This window comes from Rhizobium sp. BK098, assembly GCF_014193155.1.
GTDB lineage: Bacteria > Pseudomonadota > Alphaproteobacteria > Rhizobiales > Rhizobiaceae > Rhizobium.
The window spans coordinates 19,227-36,019 of sequence record NZ_JACHYY010000020.1 but is presented as its reverse complement, the minus strand read 5'-3'; the positions used below and the strand labels follow the sequence as shown (position 1 = coordinate 36,019).

Below are 16,793 nucleotides of genomic sequence, written 5' to 3'. Positions count from 1 at the left end.
GCACGCCCGAAATCCGTCCGCTGCAAGACTGCAACGCCGTAGCAACAGCATCAAAGACGGAATTCCGTTCTTTCAACGAACCGCGCACCAAAGCCACCGGACGGTGCACCGCTCTTCCTAGGCCAAGGCGACTTCGCGCTCATCGGGGCCGACCACGATTTTGTCCTCGCGTCGGACTCTCAAGTCGTCCCTCAGGACAGCGAGGCGATGGTCTGCGCGACCGGCAAAACGCTTCTGAGCGTCGGCGCGGGTTCAGAAGCGCCTGTGATATTGCGGGGTGGACGGTTCGTCTTCGATATCGCGAATGAGGACCTCCTTGCAGGGCTGATGCCCCCCCTTCGTCCATATCGCGAATAATGACACCAGCTCCTCCTGGCGTCTTCGTAGTCTGCTGAGTTTGAACCTTTCGGAGTCGTCACAACCAGGGGCCGCCTGCGACTTCGTCATCACGCGATTGAGGGAGCTGACTTTCGTCGAAATTCTACGCGCTGTCGTCCCCGAAACGGCCCGGAAACACAAAGGCCTGCTAGCCGGGTTGAACGATCCCGTTATCGCCCGCGCTCTGGTAGCGATGCACCAGGACAGTGCAAAGAACTGGACGCTGGCTGACTTGGCGCGGCTTTGTGGCGTTTCCGGATCCAGTCTTACGGGCCGGTTCCGGAGCGTCGTCGGCATGGCTCCGATGGGGTATCTTCAGCACTGGCGCATGGCCGTTGCAAAGGATGCGTTACGTCACGGCCACAAAAGGATCGGCGAGATCGGGCTCGCCATCGGCTTCCAGTCGCCAAGCGCTTTCAGCACGGCCTTCACGCGTTTCGCCGGGACCTCACCCACAATATTCGCCGCGCTGAAGCGCAGAGCCTCTTCATGAACGTAAGGGGCGATTTCTCGCCGCCGCGGTTAATGATCCGGATGATCGGTCGCAGTTCACGACCGACGACTGATCACCTGACGCGATCTCGGTTACATCGGAGCAGCATCGAGGGGGACGGTCGCCAAATACACATCGACGCCGCGACGGAGTGCCAAACTCGTCTTCGGAGTAGCCGGTTGCATGGGTTGTCGCAACCAACCTGACCGGTGCGCCGAAGGAGCTGTTCGACGGCTTCCGCGCTGCCGTCCAGGCAAACAGGTCGCAGTGGGATCTCGACGTCACCATGCCGTACTACAGCTTCAACCGGCCCGGGGCGCATGTCTCGGAAGGCCTGCGGGAAAGCTACTGGCGGCAGGGGCAGGCAACCGGCTTTCTTGCCGCCTACCACGCGCTTGGCGCCTTCTCGGAGACTGATTTCCGCGACGACCCCAGGAAGATCACCGTCCCCGCACTGATAGTCCACGGCAGCGATGATCAGACATCCCGCTGGATATCTCCGCGAAACTGACCGCTGAGCTCGTTCCGCGTGCAAAGCTCATTGTCTACGAAGGCGGCTCGCATGGATTGCTGCATGTCGACAAGGACCGCTTGAACGTCGCCCTGCTGGCGTTCCTTCGCGGCTGATGGCGTGCGAAAGGCCGGGGGCTGGTCATAGCCACGCCCCGGCCTTTGCGTGGAGTCGTACACTCCGCGTCTCAACTTGGAGTTTACGACAGAGCCGATACGCGGGGCAGCACGATGGACGTGCCCAATCAATGGGCGCCCGCGCCTCCGCCTACTTGCGGCTTGCGCGTAAAGAGCAGCGCGAGCGCAGCAAGGGAGAGAACGATGCCGATGACGGCGAAGGTATCGCCGAAGCCGAGAATGAGAGCCTGCCGCCGGACAATTTGGCCAAGTGCAACGACCGCTTTATGGGTCGCAACAGTGGGATCGGCAACACCGTGCTGAATAAAGTAGCCGGTCAAGGTCGTAATGCGATCACGAACTTCATCGCGAGCAAGAGTGACCGACTGCCCTATGATGTTGGAGTGAAACTGCTCGCGCTTGGTCAGGATCGTGCCGAGAGAGGCTGTCCCGACGGCGCCCCCCAGGTTTCGCAGCATGTTGGTGAGGCCGGAGGCGGCGGCAGCGTCGGCAGCCGCGATACCGGCCGTCGTAATGGCGGTGATCGGTGTCAGGACGAGAGCCTGGCCGATGGCGCGCACGATATTGGGTACCCAGAATTGGTCGCCGGCATTGTCGGCCGAAAGCATGACATTCATGAAGCAACTGATGGCGAAGATCGAGATACCGAGAAAGCCGATATAGCGGGCATCGAAGCGCTTCATCAGGACTGGCACCAGCGGGATAAGCAAGAGTTGCGGTAAACCGGTCCAGGCAAGCACATTGCCGATCTGCTCGGCGTTGTAGCGCTGCACTTGCCCGAGATATTGCGGGAGGATGTAGACAGTGCCGAACAGTGCGACGCCGACCAGGACGTTGACGAGAACACCGATGCCAAAATTGCGCTGCGTCAGCAACCGCAGCTTCACGAGCGGCTTCTTCACCCTGAGCTCGATAACGATGAATGCGGCCAGGAAAACAAAGGCGACAATGCTGAGCTTGACGATGAAGGGGGAGGAGAACCAGTCATCCTTGTTGCCTTCCTCCAGCACGGTCTGCAGAGCCGAAAGGCCAACCGCCATCGTCACGATGCCGGCCCAGTCTCCTTCCTTCAGGAGGCTGAGTTGCATTGGTTGCTTTTCGAGCGTCAGGGCGAGAGCAATCGCCATGATCATGCTTGGGATGGTGTTGATGAAGAAGATGGTCTGCCAGCCGTAATTTTCGGTCAGATAGCCACCAATCGTCGGCCCGATCGCCGGGGCAAAGGTGACCGAAAGAGCAAAGATGGCAAGACCCAGCGGCTGCTGGTTTTTTGGCAGCTTGGTCAGAACCATGGTGAAGGCCATCGGGATCAGGACGCCACCTGCAAAACCCTGCAGGCCGCGAAGCAGGATCATCGTTCCGAGATCATGCGCGAAGGCGCAGGCCATGGAAAAGAGGGGAAAGAGAACGGAGTTGACGAGAATATAGCGGCGGAAGGAAAAGACGTTGCTGAAGTAGGCCGTCAAAGGAATGACGACGATCTCGCCAATGAGATAGGATGTCGAAATCCAGGCGCCGTTGTCGACGCCTGTGCCTATGCCACCCTCAATGTCGAGAAGAGAGGCATTGGTGATCTGAATATTCAGGATCGCCATGAAGGCGCCGATCATTCCGGCGAGAACGGCAATCCATTCCTTGGTGCTGGCGCGCGGTTGCTGGGCGTGGCCGGCTGTTGTCGTGATGGCGGACATGACACGATCTCCTGCATTCGCACCTAGTGACTGATTGCATCGGCCTTGGTGTCGATGCTGGGCTGGACGGACATTCCCGGACGCAGGTCAGCTGTGTCGGCGGCCCTTCCGTCGAGGACGATCTTGACGGGGATACGTTGAACGACCTTCGTGAAATTGCCAGTGGCGTTGTCGGGCGGCAGGAGCGCGAATTCCTGACCGCTTGCCGGAGCTATACTGTCGACGTGGCCGCGATATATGCGGCCGGGAAACATATCGACATCGATGTTGACCGGTTGACCGGCATGGACATCGGTGAGCTGCGTTTCCTTATAGTTGGCGATAATGTAGGCCGCCGTCGTCGGAACGACCGACATCAGCTGGGTGCCGGCCTGGACATATTGTCCAACGCGCAACGTCCTGTTGCCGACGGTTCCGTATACGGGCGCGACAATAGTCGCATAAGAGAGGTTGAGCTCCGCCTGATGTGCGACCGCCTGATCATGCGCCAACGTCGCCTTGGCCTGAGTGAGTTCGGCGTTCAAGAGGTCGACCTGCTTTATCGCCGCATCGAGCGCGGCGGTGTCTCGAACAATTGTCGCCTGGGCTGCAGCGATCGCCGAAGCGGTCTGTTGAGCTGTTTGGACTGGCGCGTAGCCATTGGTGGCCAGATTGGTGTAGCGCTTGTTGTTCTGCTCGGCGAAGGTTTCGTTGGCTTTATCGACATCGAGCGTTGCTCGGGCGGCAGCGATTGTGGACTGCTGAATGTCAAGCGACGCCTGCTTGGCATTGACCGTCGCCTCCGCGGCGGCGACATCTGCCGTCGCCTGATCGAGCGCCGTACGGAAATCCCGATCATCGATATGGGCGAGTGGTTGGCCAGCCTTGAGCACTTCATTGTCGCTGACAAGAACCTCGGACAGATAGCCGGAAACCTTCGGTGCGACGGTCGTGCTGTCCGCCTTGACATAGGCGTCATCGGTCGAAACCTCGAAGCGGCCCTCCGTCCAATAATTGTGCCCATAATACGCAACGGCGGCAGCCACAGCGATAGCTGCCGCACCAAGTAGCAATGAGCGTCCGCGAAGCTGGCGGCTCGGTCCATGCGCCGTCGCGACCGCGGCCGCCGCGCCACTGCGGGGCGTCTTGCCGGCGTCAAGAGTTGTGGGCACTCGTTCCGCGGCCGGTTCGAGGGTAGATCTAGCTCCCGCAGCGTTTTCGTTTACGGCATGCAGCGCTTGAACAGACATCATCCTTCTCCTTGTGAAAGGTCGCTGTCATCTCGGCCGCGGCCTTGAAATTGGGGGCAAGCTCTCATTAGGAAACTATCTGTTTTCCAAAATACGTCACTCGCCTGCGGTGTCAATATTTTAGAAAACGAATTGTTTCCTAATTATCCAACTTGCCGATGCCTAATCTTTATTCCTGGAGGCGTGAACGCCTAGCGCTACGTCCGGTCTCGTGTGAGAAAACAGCGCGCCGCAGATTCGCTGCTGTCGTCAAAATAGGAAACTTGCTATTTTCTTTAACAATCATATCGTGGTGGAGAAACACGAGGACTACGGAATGACTGAGCGAAACCGGCAGGAAAAGCGATGCCGCGGCAGGCCACGAGTAAGATCGGACGAGGAAACGAGACAGTTAATCCTTGAGGCAGCAAACCAGCAGTTTGTGAAGGCAGGCTATGCGTCGGCAAATATCAGCGTCATTGCTCAAACGGCAGGCATTTCAACGAAGACGCTATATCGCCTTTTCCCGACAAAAGCGGATCTGTTTTCCGACGTTATCTCAAAGACGATCAACGACTACATGCTTGCCTCGGATTTTGAGCAACTCGCAAAGTTGCCCCTCCGGGAAAGCCTCGAAAAGCTGCTAATCGCTTACGGCAGGCTTACGCTTTCCCATGAGACAATCATCATGACGCGGCTTGTTCTCGGCGAATCCGAACGTTTTCCAGAGATTGCAACGGCGTTTTATGTACGGGCCATTCAAAAGACCAGCAAGACAATGGAAGATTGGCTGCAGACACGTATCGCCTCACAAGAGATCGAGGTTCAGGATGCGCATGCCGCGACCGGAATGCTCCGGGGAATGATGGTGATGGAACCGCAGCGCGCTGTCATGCTTGGCCAGGTAGAAGACATAGCCGATGGCGAGATCGTCGCGCGCGCGCAAGCCTGCGCACAGCTTTTCCTGGAAGGCACGAGGGCGCGATAACGAAACGGCGCCGCTGCTGCGTCTCTCGGTCAGCTCTCCGCTCGTCGCGTTTCTGCACCAATGAAGGCTCGAACAGGCGCGAATGCAAGGCGGTCCCAACGTTTGCCGGTCGATAGGTCAAACGATCGTGAAACCAGCGTCAAGCTGTTGGTCCGTTCGACAGGCGCGATCATCGCTCTCGTCGGCGAGCTTGTGTAACAGCGCGCGCGGCCCGGGTTGCGAAGCTCCGCCGACTCTGAAGGGCTGCCGCGTCCATTCCTCACGGTCATGATCTCTTGGCTTGCAATTCTGTTCGTAAAATTCGACCTTCAGGCACCGCCGCATAGAACAGTCCTCACGGTTATACTTGTTTCGGCCTTGCCCGTCGCGGGCGCAGTCTTCGTCATTTCCGACATGGCAAACCCCTATGCTGGCGTTACTAGGGTCTTCCAAGAACCGCCACAGGAGCGTCTTGGGCGTGCCTATGCTGAGCTTACTGTCGACGGTCAATCGAAATCCTGGAATCAGGGGGGCGCCTTCTCCTGCATGAAGAGCAAAAGTGATACAATTTTTAGTGGTCTTGAAGAGACATGAACCGTCTACCCTTGCGCTATCGTGGAGTCGAAGGGAATCGAACCCCAAGAACCGAGGCTGTCAAACTGCTCGTTCCTTGTCCCCGTGGCCGCAAGACGCTATATAAGGCAATGTATTAATTGCGGTAAAAATCGATGACGTTCGTCACTATGACAGTATTAGCCACGGTAAACGCCCCTTACGGGACGAGCCTTTCGGCTGAGCAGTTGACGTCAAAGATTGTCGACCCGGCAAGCGCCGAGTATTACGACGCATCTGCATTTGCGTTCTTTTCTGAAGTTTGCGAAAGCCCTTCAGCATTCGTTTCTGGATGAAATGCACGTCAATCTTACTGATGCCTCTGTCGTTGCACAGCGGTTTTCCGACATGGCCGGATACGAACTATCGCTTGCCCGGGCCGCCTAGTGACACAATCGCAAAATAGTCATTGGGCAGCGCTCTTTGACCAGGCCCTGAAAATAATCAGCCAAGCTAATTCGAAGTTTCCGTTCTCGACAGCTGGAGTTTCGGCGGCGGCACTGCGCTGATGCTTCAAATCGGCCACCGGGAAAGTTTCGACGTCGATATCTTCATCGACGATCCTCAGGTGCTACCTTATCTCAATCCACAAACGCAGGGCTTCGCTCTCGACCTGTACCCTGACGCTTACACTTTCGACGGCACACATGCTCTCAAAATCGTGTTCAAGGATATCGGAGAGGTCGCTCTATCGTCGCAACGCACCTTGGGTTTGAGCCCACGAGAGAAAGAGAAATACGTGGGCAGAGGCTTTACCTCGAAACGCCAGCCGAGATCGTTGCGAAAAAGATTTTCTATCGCGGGGGCTCAATGCAGCCGCGCGACGCCCGGCTCGCCGAGGCTGTTATGTCTAAACTTTTATACCAATCAGAATACTCAAGGATTCCATCACAAGCCCACCAGATGACAATTGAGATTTTAGAGGCCGTTTGTGGCTATGGGCCAACAACCGAGGTTTAAGCGGGACTACTTGCTATTGATGGGATTCGAACCATCGATCCGGCCGCCCGATTTGCAATTATGATGCGCAAAAGCCTGAACACTTCAGCGTCCACCGCAGGTCGCCGCATCCGAACATCCTGCGGGCCGCAGCGCAGATTGCAAAACCCGCATCGCCAGCGCGTTTTCGATTGCGGCTCCGGAAGCGGTATTGTCGAACACGCACCAGCCGTCCGGCGCCAAAAGTTTCGAAAACGATCGCATCTCCTCATCTGCATAGCTCGAGTAGTAGATTTTAGGTTTACCGTGGAGACGAACGTATCGCGGCACCGTGTCGAAATCCTCTGCCTGCCACACCGGCGCTGGATCTGCGAGAACCCGGTCAATCGCAAAGCTTTTGATCAGATCCAATGCCTCGGCCGATGCCCAGCTCTTATGCCTTACCTCGATGACAATCAGTCCCTTATCGGCGTTCCGCATCGCCTTAAACGTCGTCTCGAACTCATCAGCGTCGAACGCCAGCGACGGTGGCAGCTGGCAGAGCAGCGGACCGCGTTTTTCTCCAAGGGGCGCGATCTCATCGAGAAATGTCTGGAACGGCTGGGCGATGTCTTTCATCGCTCGAGTATGGGTAATCTCTTTGGGGATCTTTACCGCAAACCGGAAATTCTTGGGAACGGTTTCGGCCCAGCGCGCAAAAGTTGATGTTTTGTGATGGCGATAAAAGGTGGAATTGATCTCGACGCCATCGAACACCGAAGCGTATCGAGTCAACGCACTTCCCTCCTGTGCAAACCGGCCGGCTACCTTTTTTGGAATGGACCAGGCCGCAGTGGCAATGATCGGCAAATCGACTTCCTCCGAGCTTTTGGGCGCTCGAACGAAACGAGGGAGCCAATGGCAGAGTTCCGGCCGTCATTAGGCAACGTCGCGAACCACAATGCTATCCAGAACATTTTAAGCTGACGTGCCACCCAGTATTTAACCTTATCTTAGTCAGACAAAGTGCTATTTTGCAGCACGCCCTTGACGAGATCGGCGATGGCTGGTGTCAGCAGCGCAGAGGTTGCAGCGCCAGCAGCCCCTTGAACGCACCCTCCCAGCCATTGACGACGCCGAGAATACCGGCACCGATCATGCGCAGCAGCACGCGGCTCCGCCCTCCCTCCAACGTTGGTCGACACCACAACAGACGCTCAGCGAGCGCGATCCTGTTCGGCACTTGTCAACAATTTAATAGTGATCGCTATTTTAATGGATCAACAAGCCCGCAAGCGTGGCAGGCCACGCGTGCTCGATCGCGACGTCGGGCTCGATATCGCGGCACGGCTGTTCTGGGAGCACGGTTACGAAGGAACATCGACAGCCGACCTGACGAAAGCCATGGGGATCAATCCGCCGACGCTTTATTCGATGTTCGGCTCAAAGGAAGAATTGTACCGCCAGGCGCTCGACTTCAGCATTGCCCGGGAGACCAGCCGTCGATCGGAAATCCTGCAATCTGATCTTCCAGTCTATGAGGCTTTGAGCCGTTACCTTTACGATATCGCCGATGGTGACACGCAGCCGGACAAGCCACGAGGTTGCATGGTCTCGACCGCTGTCCTGCAGCATGCGGAGGAGAATGCATCCGTGGCGCGAATGACGGCGGCACTGCGCGAGACGTCAATGCAGACCCTCAAAGCCCGCTTCGACCGGGCCGTCGAGGAGGGCGAACTACCCACACATACAGATACCGATACCCTCGCGCGCTTCTATGGTGCGATCATCCAGGGCATGTCCGCTCAGGCTTGCGACGGCGCCTGCAATGCCCTGCTGAAACGGCTGATCGACGTTGCACTCATGGCCTGGCCCGGGAAGCGTGGCACCTGAAGGGAACCGATAGACACGCCCCTTATGCTGTCCGCAAGTAGAGAACTTTATTGCGGCCGGCGTATGGGCGCCTTGAAGGGATCCGAACTTGCGACCTCTTGAACGGTTAGCTAACACGTTGAAATATCCGCCGATATTCCACGCAACATCACGATCGTTCCAAGTGGTGGGCAGGTCTGGCCAGCATGTTGATTCCACCTGCACGGATGCAGACGTCAAGTTGGCAATTTCCCACTCGGCCACACCATAATGGCTCAAAACCGCATGTCGCCCAGCATAAATCTTTAGGACACCCAACCGATCCGCCCTGGCTTTCGGGCAACTATGGCCATCCAATCATATAATAACCCTTGATCCTCCTTGGAGAAAGGCGCCCTGTGTTTAAGCCATTCCAAGGTATCCCGGGATGGCAACGGGCGTAATCCTCGCGGATCAGTGCCTCGTATCCGTCACCAAGCTGAGATCGCCCGGCTCGATCGGCAACATAAGTCTATCCGCTGCGAGAAAAAGCGTTGGGTTCTCGGCTGCACTCATCGCCGCCCCGACTTCGTCAATGTGGAGCAGGAGATCTGCCGGGTCGGCATAGACACGAATCGCACCTTCTTGTCGAGGATATCGATGCGGCAACGTCTTCCATCCATCTGTTGGTCTACATATTTGCAGACGATACCGTCGCCCAGAGGACTGCAGATGCGCTCGGACGCGCGAAGGTCCGCGGCGTCGAAGGCGACGAAGGCGACGGTTTGGCTTCGTTGTGGATTTACTTCGGGGTCACGTCGAAGCCGAACCATTTCTGAGACAGCTTTGCGATCGTGCCGTCGGCTTTTGCCGCTGCGATCGCATCGTTGAACATCGCCTTCAACTCGGTGTCGTCCTTGCGCAGGCCGACGGAACTGCCGCGACCGAGAAGGCCGCCTTGGAAGCGCGGTCCGGTCACGGTCATATCTTCATTGCCGGGCTTTGCAGCTGCTGTCGAAAGATAGGCCATGGATGCCATGATGAGATCGACGCGGCCGGCCTTCAGGTCGAGGTCGTGCTGCTCGGTCGTCTTGTATTCGCGAATATCGGCAATGCCCTTCAGATACTTGTCGAGGAAGGTTGCCGCGATCGATGCCGTCTGCACGCCGATCGTCTTGCCCTTGAGCATCGGTTCGAGTTCCTTCAGCGCCTTGACCGCGCCGGCTTCATCGGTCGCGAGGGAAAACACCTGGCCCTTCATCGGAAGATCGACAAGTGGGGAGTCCTTCAGGGTTGCGAAAGTCTGGCCGGTCGTCCCGTAGGAATCGCTGAAGGCAATGACTTCCTCCCGCTTTGCGGTTGCCGACATGCCAGAAATGATCGCGTCGAACTTACCTGCATTGAGCGCCGGGATCATGCCGTCGAAGGGCTGGATGACGGTCGTGCATTCGACTTTCATGTGATCGCAGAGATATTTGATCAGTTCGATCTCATATCCGTCCAGGCTGCCGTCCGCCTTGGTGAAATTCCATGGGCGAAAAGCGCCTTCGGTCGCGATGGTGACATGCGTCCACTTTTTGTCCTCCGCGCGCACGACGCTCGTCGTTGCGAGGGTCGCGACCATCATGATCGCAGTCAGCAGTCCGGTCAGGTATTTCATGATCGAGTTCCCCATTGTAATTGAGCTTGAAATTATTGGCTGATGAACTGGCGGAAGCGTTCGGAACGCGAACCGGCAAAGACATCCTGCGGCTTGCCGTCTTCCTCGACGACGCCCTTGTGCAGGAAGATGACGCGGCTCGAGACCTCGCGCGCAAAGCCCATCTCATGCGTAACGACGAGCATGGTGCGCCCCTCCTCGGCGAGCGCGCGCATGACCCTCAGGACCTCGCCCACAAGCTCGGGGTCGAGCGCCGACGTCGGTTCATCGAACAGCATGACCTTCGGATGCATGGCGAGCGCACGCGCGATGGCCGCGCGCTGTTGTTGGCCCCCCGAAAGATGAGTCGGGTAGAAATTGCGCTTGTCGGCGATGCCGACCTTGCCGAGCAGCGCTTCCGCTTCCTCTATGCATTCGGCGCGCGAACGACCCTGGACGTAGACGGGCGCCTCTATCACGTTCTCCAGCACCGTCTTGTGGGACCAGAGATTGAAGCTCTGGAACACCATGCCGAGCTGGGACCGGATGCGATCGACCTGCCTGCCGTCAGACGCGCGATGGGCGCCGCGGGCGGTGCGCTGCATACGGATCGTTTCGCCCGCCACGGTTACTTCGCCGGAATCGGGCGTCTCCAGCAAATTGATGCATCGCAGGAACGTCGATTTTCCAGAGCCTGACGAGCCGAGAATCGAGACGACGTCGCCTTCCAACGCATCGAGCGAGATGCCCCTGAGCACCTCGACCGGTCCAAAGCTCTTGTGCATGTCGCGCACGCTGAGTGCGATTGGCGTGGCGGTCATTTCGGATCTCCTATGGGGGCTGCCGCAGCGGCGGTATCGCGCATCACCGGCACGGGCGGGCGCAGGTGTGGGCTCAGCCGGTACTCGGCAAACTGGATGAGGCGTGTCAGCACGAAGTTGATCGCCAGGTAGATGGCACCTGAAACAACGAAGACCTCGATGGCGCGGTAGCTTTCCGAAATAATCTTCGCCGCAACGCCCGTGACTTCCATCAGCGTGATGATCGAGGCGAGCGATGTCGCCTTCACCATCGAGATCATCTCGTTGCCATAGCCCGGCAGCGCCTGGCGGATGGCAAGCGGAAGGATGATGCGCCGGAACATCATGAGACGATGCATGCCACAGGCGCGCGCAGCCTCCACCTGCCCATGCGGCACCGAAAGCAGACCACCGCGGATGATTTCGCTGGCATAGGCCGCCGTATTCAGGGTCAACGCAAGGACGGCGCACCAATAGGGATCGCGCAGAAACGGCCAGAAAATACTGTGACGGATGACGGGGAACTGGCCGAGACCGTAGTAGATCAGGAAGATCTGGACGAGCAGCGGCGTGCCGCGAAAGACGAAGACGTAGAGCCGGGCAAACCAGTCGAGAATGGTGAAGCCCGACAGACGTGCAAGCGCCAGAAGCAATGCGAGGATGGCGCCGAGGCAGATCGATGTCACAGCAAGTTCGATCGTCAACGGGATCGCCGCGACAAGGCTCACGAAAGTCTCTTCAAGAAATTGCCAATCCATCAGCGTTTCCTCACACCGCGCGACAGATGGCGCTCGGCCCGCTGGATGACCAGGCCGGATAGGGTCGAGATCATCAGATAGATCACCCCTGCGATCAGGTAGAAATCGAACGGCAGTCCCGTGGAGCCAGCGCCGACCTGCGCCTGTCGCAGCAACTCGGCAACACCGGTGATCGAGACCAGCGCCGACTCCTTGAGGACGACCTGCCAGACGTTACCGAGCCCCGGCAGCGCATGGCGCAAGGTCAGCGGCGCGATAATCCGGCGCAAGCGCAGCCAGCGCGGCATTCCGCAGGCAATGGCAGCCTCGATCTCACCGGGATGCACGGCCTTGAACCCGCCGCGCAGCACCTCTGTGAACTGCGCACCGGACGTGACACCGACGGCAAGAGAACCAGCCAGGAAACCCGGAAAACCGAGGAAGCCTTCCGCTCCGAACATCTTGCCGATGGCCGTAACGACCGCGCTGCCGCCGAAGTAGAAGAGGTAGATGACCAATAGATCGGGAATGCCGCGAAGGACCGTCGTATAGGCATCCGCCGTGGCGCGGGCAAACCGATTGCCCGCGATTTTGCCCCACGCGCCGAGCGTTCCGATACAGGCGCCGACTGCATAGCCGGCAAGCGCGACAAGAATGGTCATCCAGGCGCCGGCCAGGAGGGCATGACCCCAGCCATCCGGACCGAAGCCGGCAAGCTCGAATAGGGTTGGCTGGTTCATGCGCTTGACCTGAAAGAATGGATATGGGCAAGGGAAGTCATGGTCTTAGCCTCGGCCAGGAACGATGGATGCGGGATGCGCTCAATTGGCCTCGAAGGTCGGCGTCAAATCGATCTTGCTCCATTTTTCCGAGAGCTGCTTGATGGTACCATCCTTGGCCGCCTGCTTGATGGCATCGTCGAATTTCGCCTTCAGATCGGTTTCGCCCTTGCGCATGCCGAGAGCGACCTCCGTTGCCAACATCGCACCCTTCACCAGGGGTCCGGACATCATCAGATCGTCGTTGCCGGGTTTGGCGAGCACGGAGGTTTCGTAGACGCCGCTGTCGAAGCCGGCATCGATACGGCCCGCCTTCAGATCGAGATCGCGCTCTCCGGAATTCTTATAGGCGCGCACCGTCACATCGGATCCGAAATAGGAATTGATCAACTGCTCCTGGCTGGTCGACTGGACGACGCCAACCGTCTTACCCTTCAAAGCCTTGCCGATCTCCGCCATCACCGGATCCGCCTTCGCTTTATCGTTGAGATTCAGCCGCTCACCCGTCATCGGCAAGGGTGAAACCGATCCATCTTTCACGAGCAGGAAGCTTGCGACACCGCTCGCATAGGGTACGGTAAAATCGACCACCTGCTTGCGCTTCTCGTTGATGCCGAGCGTCATCACCAGATCGAACTTGCCGGCATTCAGGCTTGGGATCATCGCGTTCCATTCGCCGGCTATCAACTCGCAATCCACCTTGGCGCGCTTGCAGAGATCGTTGATGAGATCGACGTCGAAGCCGGCAAGCTTGCCGCTCGAATCCATCAGATTCCATGGCGGGAATGCGCCTTCGATGCCGACCTTCACCTGGGTCCAGTCCTTGGCGCCGGCGGTCAGCGGAGCAAGGAAGGTAATCACGCCGAATACGGCGGCAAGGATTTTTCTATTTTTCATGTTCGTTCCCCTTTTCGGCTGCCTAAGCGGCCTTTTCTCAGATCCGGTATTCTCGGCGTCAGGTCTCCAGAGCCGCTTGCAGGGCTGCATTGGCTTCCCGCAGCGCGTGAGCGACGCGATTTCTCGTCTGACGCGCATGAACGACGTAAAAAGCGGTATCCGGCGCGCCCTCATCCAATCTCGCCAGCGCGCGCAGCCCTTCCAGCGAGGGCCAGGCGACGTGCGGGAGCGCGGAATCGGGATGGAAGCGTTCGCCGCTCGTATAGTTCAGCGGCACGAGATGCCGCCCTGCGCGCATCAGCGAGGCATCCATCCGCGCCGCTCTTTCCGGCGTGGGATCCCTCACCCGCAGAAGCGAATTTGCGTTGACGCGCAAGTCTTCGATGGCCTGGGACAGGCCGGAGATATCGAGACGGCCGGCAAGCGCTGCCCGCAATTGCCCAATCTGTTCGCCGAGGGAGGCGGCATATTGAGTGTAATCCAGCGGCAGGACGGGCAAAGTCAGCAGCCGCAAGAGAACCTCGAGAACAATCGCCGTGTCCCGGCAAAGATTGTCCGGATCGATATGTTCCGCGGTATCGTGCGGCGTATGCCACCACCATCCAAGCGCCGTCAGCATCTTGACAGGCCCCGGGGGCTGATGGCTGAGGCTGCCGAACATCGAGGGAATGCCGATGCCCCAGAAAGACTGATCCGCAGCACGGCCATGACGCCTGCCGGCGTGTTTCTGTCCGGTCACGCGCTCGATCACATCCGCGGCCAAAGGCCTGAGTTCGTCGATCACACCGGAATTGGTGAGGACGGTCGCGCCCTCGCCGCCGGTGGAATCGACATTGACATGGACGGCGCAGCGACGATCGAGTTCGTCGAAATACTCGTCCGCGTACCAGGCGGAGCCGGAATAGCGGCCATGGGAATGACCGGACCAGAAGCATAGGCGCAAGCCCCGGCGCCATTCGGAGGCACGAAGCGCGAGCAGGCGCGCCGCTTCCAGCATCGTCGCGTTGGCGCCGCCATTGTCCATGACCCCGAAATGCCAGGTATCGTGATGGCCGGAAAACAGGACGAAGGGCCCATCGTCGCCTTTCGGTTGAAGCTCGGCAACAAGCAGCGGCGTCTTGCGCCAACCCGTATCGACGTCCGCGCAAAGCGTTGCAGTTACGGCTTCTCCGCGCGCAATCCTTTCACGCAGGCGGCGGCCGTCATCCTTCGCGATCGAGCAGATGACGGTCGTCGGCAGCCTGTCGCGCGTGTGTTGCGACGGGCTGCCCCAGACCGGCGAGACGCACATCTCGTAGAGATGCTCGTTCGGACTGATGTGAAGTTCGCCGAGCGCGCCGAACGCACTCGCAAGAGCGGCCACTTCTTCGGTCGCGATACCATCGACCAGAACGATCTTGCCGGCAACATCCTTACCTGCGAAATCGGTTTCGGTTCCCTCGCCGACATGGATGAGATGGCCGGTTACCCCTGCGGCTGAAGTCGAGACCGACATGGAATGCGTGATGCAATGAAGGTTCTCGCCATCGATCTCAACAGTGGCGGCGCCTGGCAAACTGATGAAGGCATCGTGCGTCAGAAGCTGGGTGCGATAGCCAAAGCCGTCCATTTCAGCCTGGAGATAGCGGAAGCTTTCCAGCTCTTCGGCCGTGCCCGAAAGCTTTACCCGGCGCGCGAATTCGCCAATATGCGCCATCAAGCGCGCGCGATCGGGCTTCAGACCGGCCTCAGCCATTGACCTTCTCCGGCAGCGGCGGCTCGACATCGTTCGGGATCGGATTGACGAAGGGCGTACCTTCGAGGCGCGCCTTGTGATCTTCCTTGGCGGCCGCGATGAGCGCGGGATTGCGGATGAGTTCGACGGCCGTGCTCGCCATCACCTTGGCGGCATGTTCGGTGCCCTTGTGAGCGACAGGCAGCTTGCCCTGCGCGACGAGCTGCCAGGAGTGCCCGGGCGTGCCGATCGCATAGGTGGCGCCGCGCATCTGCACGGTCGGGACGACCCAGCTGACCGTTCCGACATCGGTCGAACCGACCAGCGTGCCGTCGCCGGCATTCAACGGAAAGATTTCCTCGCAGAGCGCCTGGCCCTTCTTCGGCTTCAACGCAAATCGGCCGTAGGAAGCGGCAATATCCTCTGCACTGAAGGTCTGCTGAAACTTCAGCGCGGTCTCGCGATCCGTGTCGTCAAACACGGGCGGCCCGAGCCGATCCAGCTGCGCGAACATGCATTCCTCGAGCGGTGTATTGCCGACGAGATTGGCGTCGCCGCTGATGATCTCGCTGCGAACCGTCGTCTCCGTCATCAAGGCGGCACCCTCGGCAACCTTCTTGACACGGGCGACCAGCGAAAGGAGTTCCGGCAGGGTCCGCGCCCGCACGAGATAACGCACGGTGGCGCGCGCCTGCACCACATTGGGAGCAGCGCCGCCAGCATCGGTGACGGCATAGTGAATGCGCGCCGTCGACGGCATGTGTTCGCGCATGTAGTTGACGCCGACATTCATCAGCTCGACCGCATCCAGCGCGCTGCGGCCAAGATGAGGCGTGGCCGAAGCGTGCGAGGCACGGCCGGAAAAATGGAAATTGATCTCGTTGCAGGCGAGCGAAATGGGATTGTTGACGCCGGCGAAGGCTGCTGGATGCCAGGAGATCGCGATATCGACATCATCGAAAACGCCAGCGCGAACCATGAAGCCCTTGGAGGATCCACCCTCCTCGGCCGGGCAACCGTAATAGCGCACCCTACCCTTCAGGCCGTTTTGCGCGAGGAAATCCTTGACCGCGGCCGCGGCGAGCATAGAGCCGGCGCCCAGCATGTTATGACCGCAACCATGGCCATTGCCGCCATCGACCAGCGGCCGCTCTTCCGCTACACCGGCTTCCTGGCTCAATCCCGGCAGCGCATCGAACTCGCCGAGGATCGCGATGACCGGACCATCCTCGCCCGCCTCGCCCATAACAGCCGTCGGCATGCCGGCGATGCCGCGCTCGACGCGAAACCCCTGACGCTCAAGCATCTCGGCATGTTCTTCCGCGGATCGGTATTCCAGGTAGTTCGTTTCCGGAATGTCCCAGATCCGATCGCTGAGTGCGAAGAATTCGGCACTTTTCTTTTCGACGATGTCCCAGACCGCATCGGAATTTTGCATGGACTTGCCATTCGCCTCATATA

14 protein-coding genes and 2 pseudogenes are annotated in these 16,793 nt (G+C 58.9%); 6 read left to right on the top strand and 10 right to left on the bottom strand.

Going from position 1 to position 16,793, the window contains the following annotated elements:
• The first annotated feature begins 1,157 nt into the window (after positions 1-1,157).
• Positions 1,158-1,382 (top strand): alpha/beta hydrolase, encoded by a 225-nt coding sequence (locus FHT73_RS29660; RefSeq protein WP_246712259.1) that lies wholly within the window; start codon positions 1,158-1,160, stop codon positions 1,380-1,382.
• Positions 1,383-1,626: 244 nt separating this feature from the next.
• Here FHT73_RS29660 and FHT73_RS27925 read toward each other — a convergent pair whose 3' ends face one another.
• Complete coding sequence (locus tag FHT73_RS27925; RefSeq protein ID WP_183716278.1) at positions 1,627-3,210, bottom strand: DHA2 family efflux MFS transporter permease subunit; 1,584 nt, start codon at positions 3,208-3,210, stop codon at positions 1,627-1,629.
• 23 nt (positions 3,211-3,233) lie between these two features.
• The gene (locus FHT73_RS27920) at positions 3,234-4,439 is read right to left on the bottom strand and encodes an HlyD family secretion protein (RefSeq protein ID WP_183716277.1); all 1,206 of its coding nucleotides are present in this window, start codon (positions 4,437-4,439) and stop codon (positions 3,234-3,236) included.
• 316 nt (positions 4,440-4,755) lie between these two features.
• Here FHT73_RS27920 and FHT73_RS27915 point away from each other — a divergent pair, with 316 nt between their 5' ends.
• From FHT73_RS27915 to FHT73_RS27910, 4 genes and pseudogenes are all read left to right on the top strand, one after another.
• The gene (locus FHT73_RS27915) at positions 4,756-5,406 is read left to right on the top strand and encodes a TetR/AcrR family transcriptional regulator (protein ID WP_183716280.1); all 651 of its coding nucleotides are present in this window, start codon (positions 4,756-4,758) and stop codon (positions 5,404-5,406) included.
• A 237-nt stretch (positions 5,407-5,643) separates the two neighbouring features.
• Positions 5,644-5,865 (top strand): annotated as a pseudogene (locus FHT73_RS29655) (DUF4239 domain-containing protein); the annotation flags it as partial.
• 248 nt (positions 5,866-6,113) lie between these two features.
• A pseudogene (locus tag FHT73_RS29845) lies at positions 6,114-6,384 on the top strand (hypothetical protein).
• A gap of 121 nt (positions 6,385-6,505) precedes the next feature.
• Positions 6,506-6,904, top strand: a complete 399-nt coding sequence (locus tag FHT73_RS27910) for a hypothetical protein (protein WP_246712258.1) — start codon at positions 6,506-6,508, stop codon at positions 6,902-6,904.
• 137 nt (positions 6,905-7,041) lie between these two features.
• Here FHT73_RS27910 and FHT73_RS27905 read toward each other — a convergent pair whose 3' ends face one another.
• Positions 7,042-7,785, bottom strand: coding sequence for a DUF72 domain-containing protein (locus FHT73_RS27905; protein WP_183716276.1), 744 nt, complete (start codon positions 7,783-7,785; stop codon positions 7,042-7,044).
• 405 nt (positions 7,786-8,190) lie between these two features.
• Here FHT73_RS27905 and FHT73_RS27900 point away from each other — a divergent pair, with 405 nt between their 5' ends.
• Positions 8,191-8,808 carry a TetR/AcrR family transcriptional regulator gene (locus FHT73_RS27900; RefSeq protein ID WP_183716275.1) on the top strand — a complete coding sequence of 206 codons (618 nt, stop codon included), beginning with the start codon at positions 8,191-8,193 and terminating at the stop codon, positions 8,806-8,808.
• 760 nt (positions 8,809-9,568) lie between these two features.
• Here FHT73_RS27900 and FHT73_RS27895 read toward each other — a convergent pair.
• From FHT73_RS27895 to FHT73_RS27865, 7 genes are all read right to left on the bottom strand, one after another.
• Positions 9,569-10,426: a transporter substrate-binding domain-containing protein gene (locus FHT73_RS27895; RefSeq protein ID WP_112610526.1), complete on the bottom strand. Its 858-nt coding sequence runs from the start codon at positions 10,424-10,426 to the stop codon at positions 9,569-9,571.
• A gap of 32 nt (positions 10,427-10,458) precedes the next feature.
• The gene (locus FHT73_RS27890; RefSeq protein ID WP_183716273.1) at positions 10,459-11,226 is read right to left on the bottom strand and encodes an ATP-binding cassette domain-containing protein; all 768 of its coding nucleotides are present in this window, start codon (positions 11,224-11,226) and stop codon (positions 10,459-10,461) included.
• Positions 11,223-11,963 (bottom strand): ABC transporter permease, encoded by a 741-nt coding sequence (locus tag FHT73_RS27885; protein WP_183716271.1) that lies wholly within the window; start codon positions 11,961-11,963, stop codon positions 11,223-11,225. The genes FHT73_RS27890 and FHT73_RS27885 overlap by 4 nt, the downstream gene beginning before the upstream one ends.
• Positions 11,963-12,682: an ABC transporter permease subunit gene (locus FHT73_RS27880; protein WP_112610520.1), complete on the bottom strand. Its 720-nt coding sequence runs from the start codon at positions 12,680-12,682 to the stop codon at positions 11,963-11,965. The genes FHT73_RS27885 and FHT73_RS27880 overlap by 1 nt, the downstream gene beginning before the upstream one ends.
• A gap of 81 nt (positions 12,683-12,763) precedes the next feature.
• On the bottom strand, positions 12,764-13,618 hold the full coding sequence (locus FHT73_RS27875) for a transporter substrate-binding domain-containing protein (protein ID WP_112415616.1): 855 nt from the start codon (positions 13,616-13,618) through the stop codon (positions 12,764-12,766).
• Positions 13,619-13,676: 58 nt separating this feature from the next.
• Positions 13,677-15,353, bottom strand: coding sequence for a M28 family peptidase (locus FHT73_RS27870; protein WP_112610518.1), 1,677 nt, complete (start codon positions 15,351-15,353; stop codon positions 13,677-13,679).
• Positions 15,346-16,770 (bottom strand): M20 family metallopeptidase, encoded by a 1,425-nt coding sequence (locus FHT73_RS27865; protein WP_112610516.1) that lies wholly within the window; start codon positions 16,768-16,770, stop codon positions 15,346-15,348. The genes FHT73_RS27870 and FHT73_RS27865 overlap by 8 nt, the downstream gene beginning before the upstream one ends.
• Positions 16,771-16,793 lie beyond the last annotated feature (23 nt).

Excerpts from the sequence above, each read along its gene's own strand:
- FHT73_RS29660 (WP_246712259.1), top strand. The coding sequence starts at position 1,158 with ATGCCGTACTACAGCTTCAACCGGCCCGGGGCGCATGTCTCGGAAGGC.
- FHT73_RS27925 (WP_183716278.1), bottom strand. The coding sequence starts at position 3,210 with ATGTCCGCCATCACGACAACAGCCGGCCACGCCCAGCAACCGCGCGCC.
- FHT73_RS27920 (WP_183716277.1), bottom strand. The coding sequence starts at position 4,439 with ATGTCTGTTCAAGCGCTGCATGCCGTAAACGAAAACGCTGCGGGAGCT.
- FHT73_RS27865 (WP_112610516.1), bottom strand. The coding sequence starts at position 16,770 with ATGCAAAATTCCGATGCGGTCTGGGACATCGTCGAAAAGAAAAGTGCC.
- FHT73_RS27895 (WP_112610526.1), bottom strand. The coding sequence starts at position 10,426 with ATGAAATACCTGACCGGACTGCTGACTGCGATCATGATGGTCGCGACC.
- FHT73_RS27875 (WP_112415616.1), bottom strand. The coding sequence starts at position 13,618 with ATGAAAAATAGAAAAATCCTTGCCGCCGTATTCGGCGTGATTACCTTC.
- FHT73_RS27880 (WP_112610520.1), bottom strand. The coding sequence starts at position 12,682 with ATGAACCAGCCAACCCTATTCGAGCTTGCCGGCTTCGGTCCGGATGGC.
- FHT73_RS27885 (WP_183716271.1), bottom strand. The coding sequence starts at position 11,963 with ATGGATTGGCAATTTCTTGAAGAGACTTTCGTGAGCCTTGTCGCGGCG.
- FHT73_RS27870 (WP_112610518.1), bottom strand. The coding sequence starts at position 15,353 with ATGGCTGAGGCCGGTCTGAAGCCCGATCGCGCGCGCTTGATGGCGCAT.
- FHT73_RS27910 (WP_246712258.1), top strand. The coding sequence starts at position 6,506 with ATGCTTCAAATCGGCCACCGGGAAAGTTTCGACGTCGATATCTTCATC.
- FHT73_RS27890 (WP_183716273.1), bottom strand. The coding sequence starts at position 11,226 with ATGACCGCCACGCCAATCGCACTCAGCGTGCGCGACATGCACAAGAGC.
- FHT73_RS27900 (WP_183716275.1), top strand. The coding sequence starts at position 8,191 with ATGGATCAACAAGCCCGCAAGCGTGGCAGGCCACGCGTGCTCGATCGC.
- FHT73_RS27915 (WP_183716280.1), top strand. The coding sequence starts at position 4,756 with ATGACTGAGCGAAACCGGCAGGAAAAGCGATGCCGCGGCAGGCCACGA.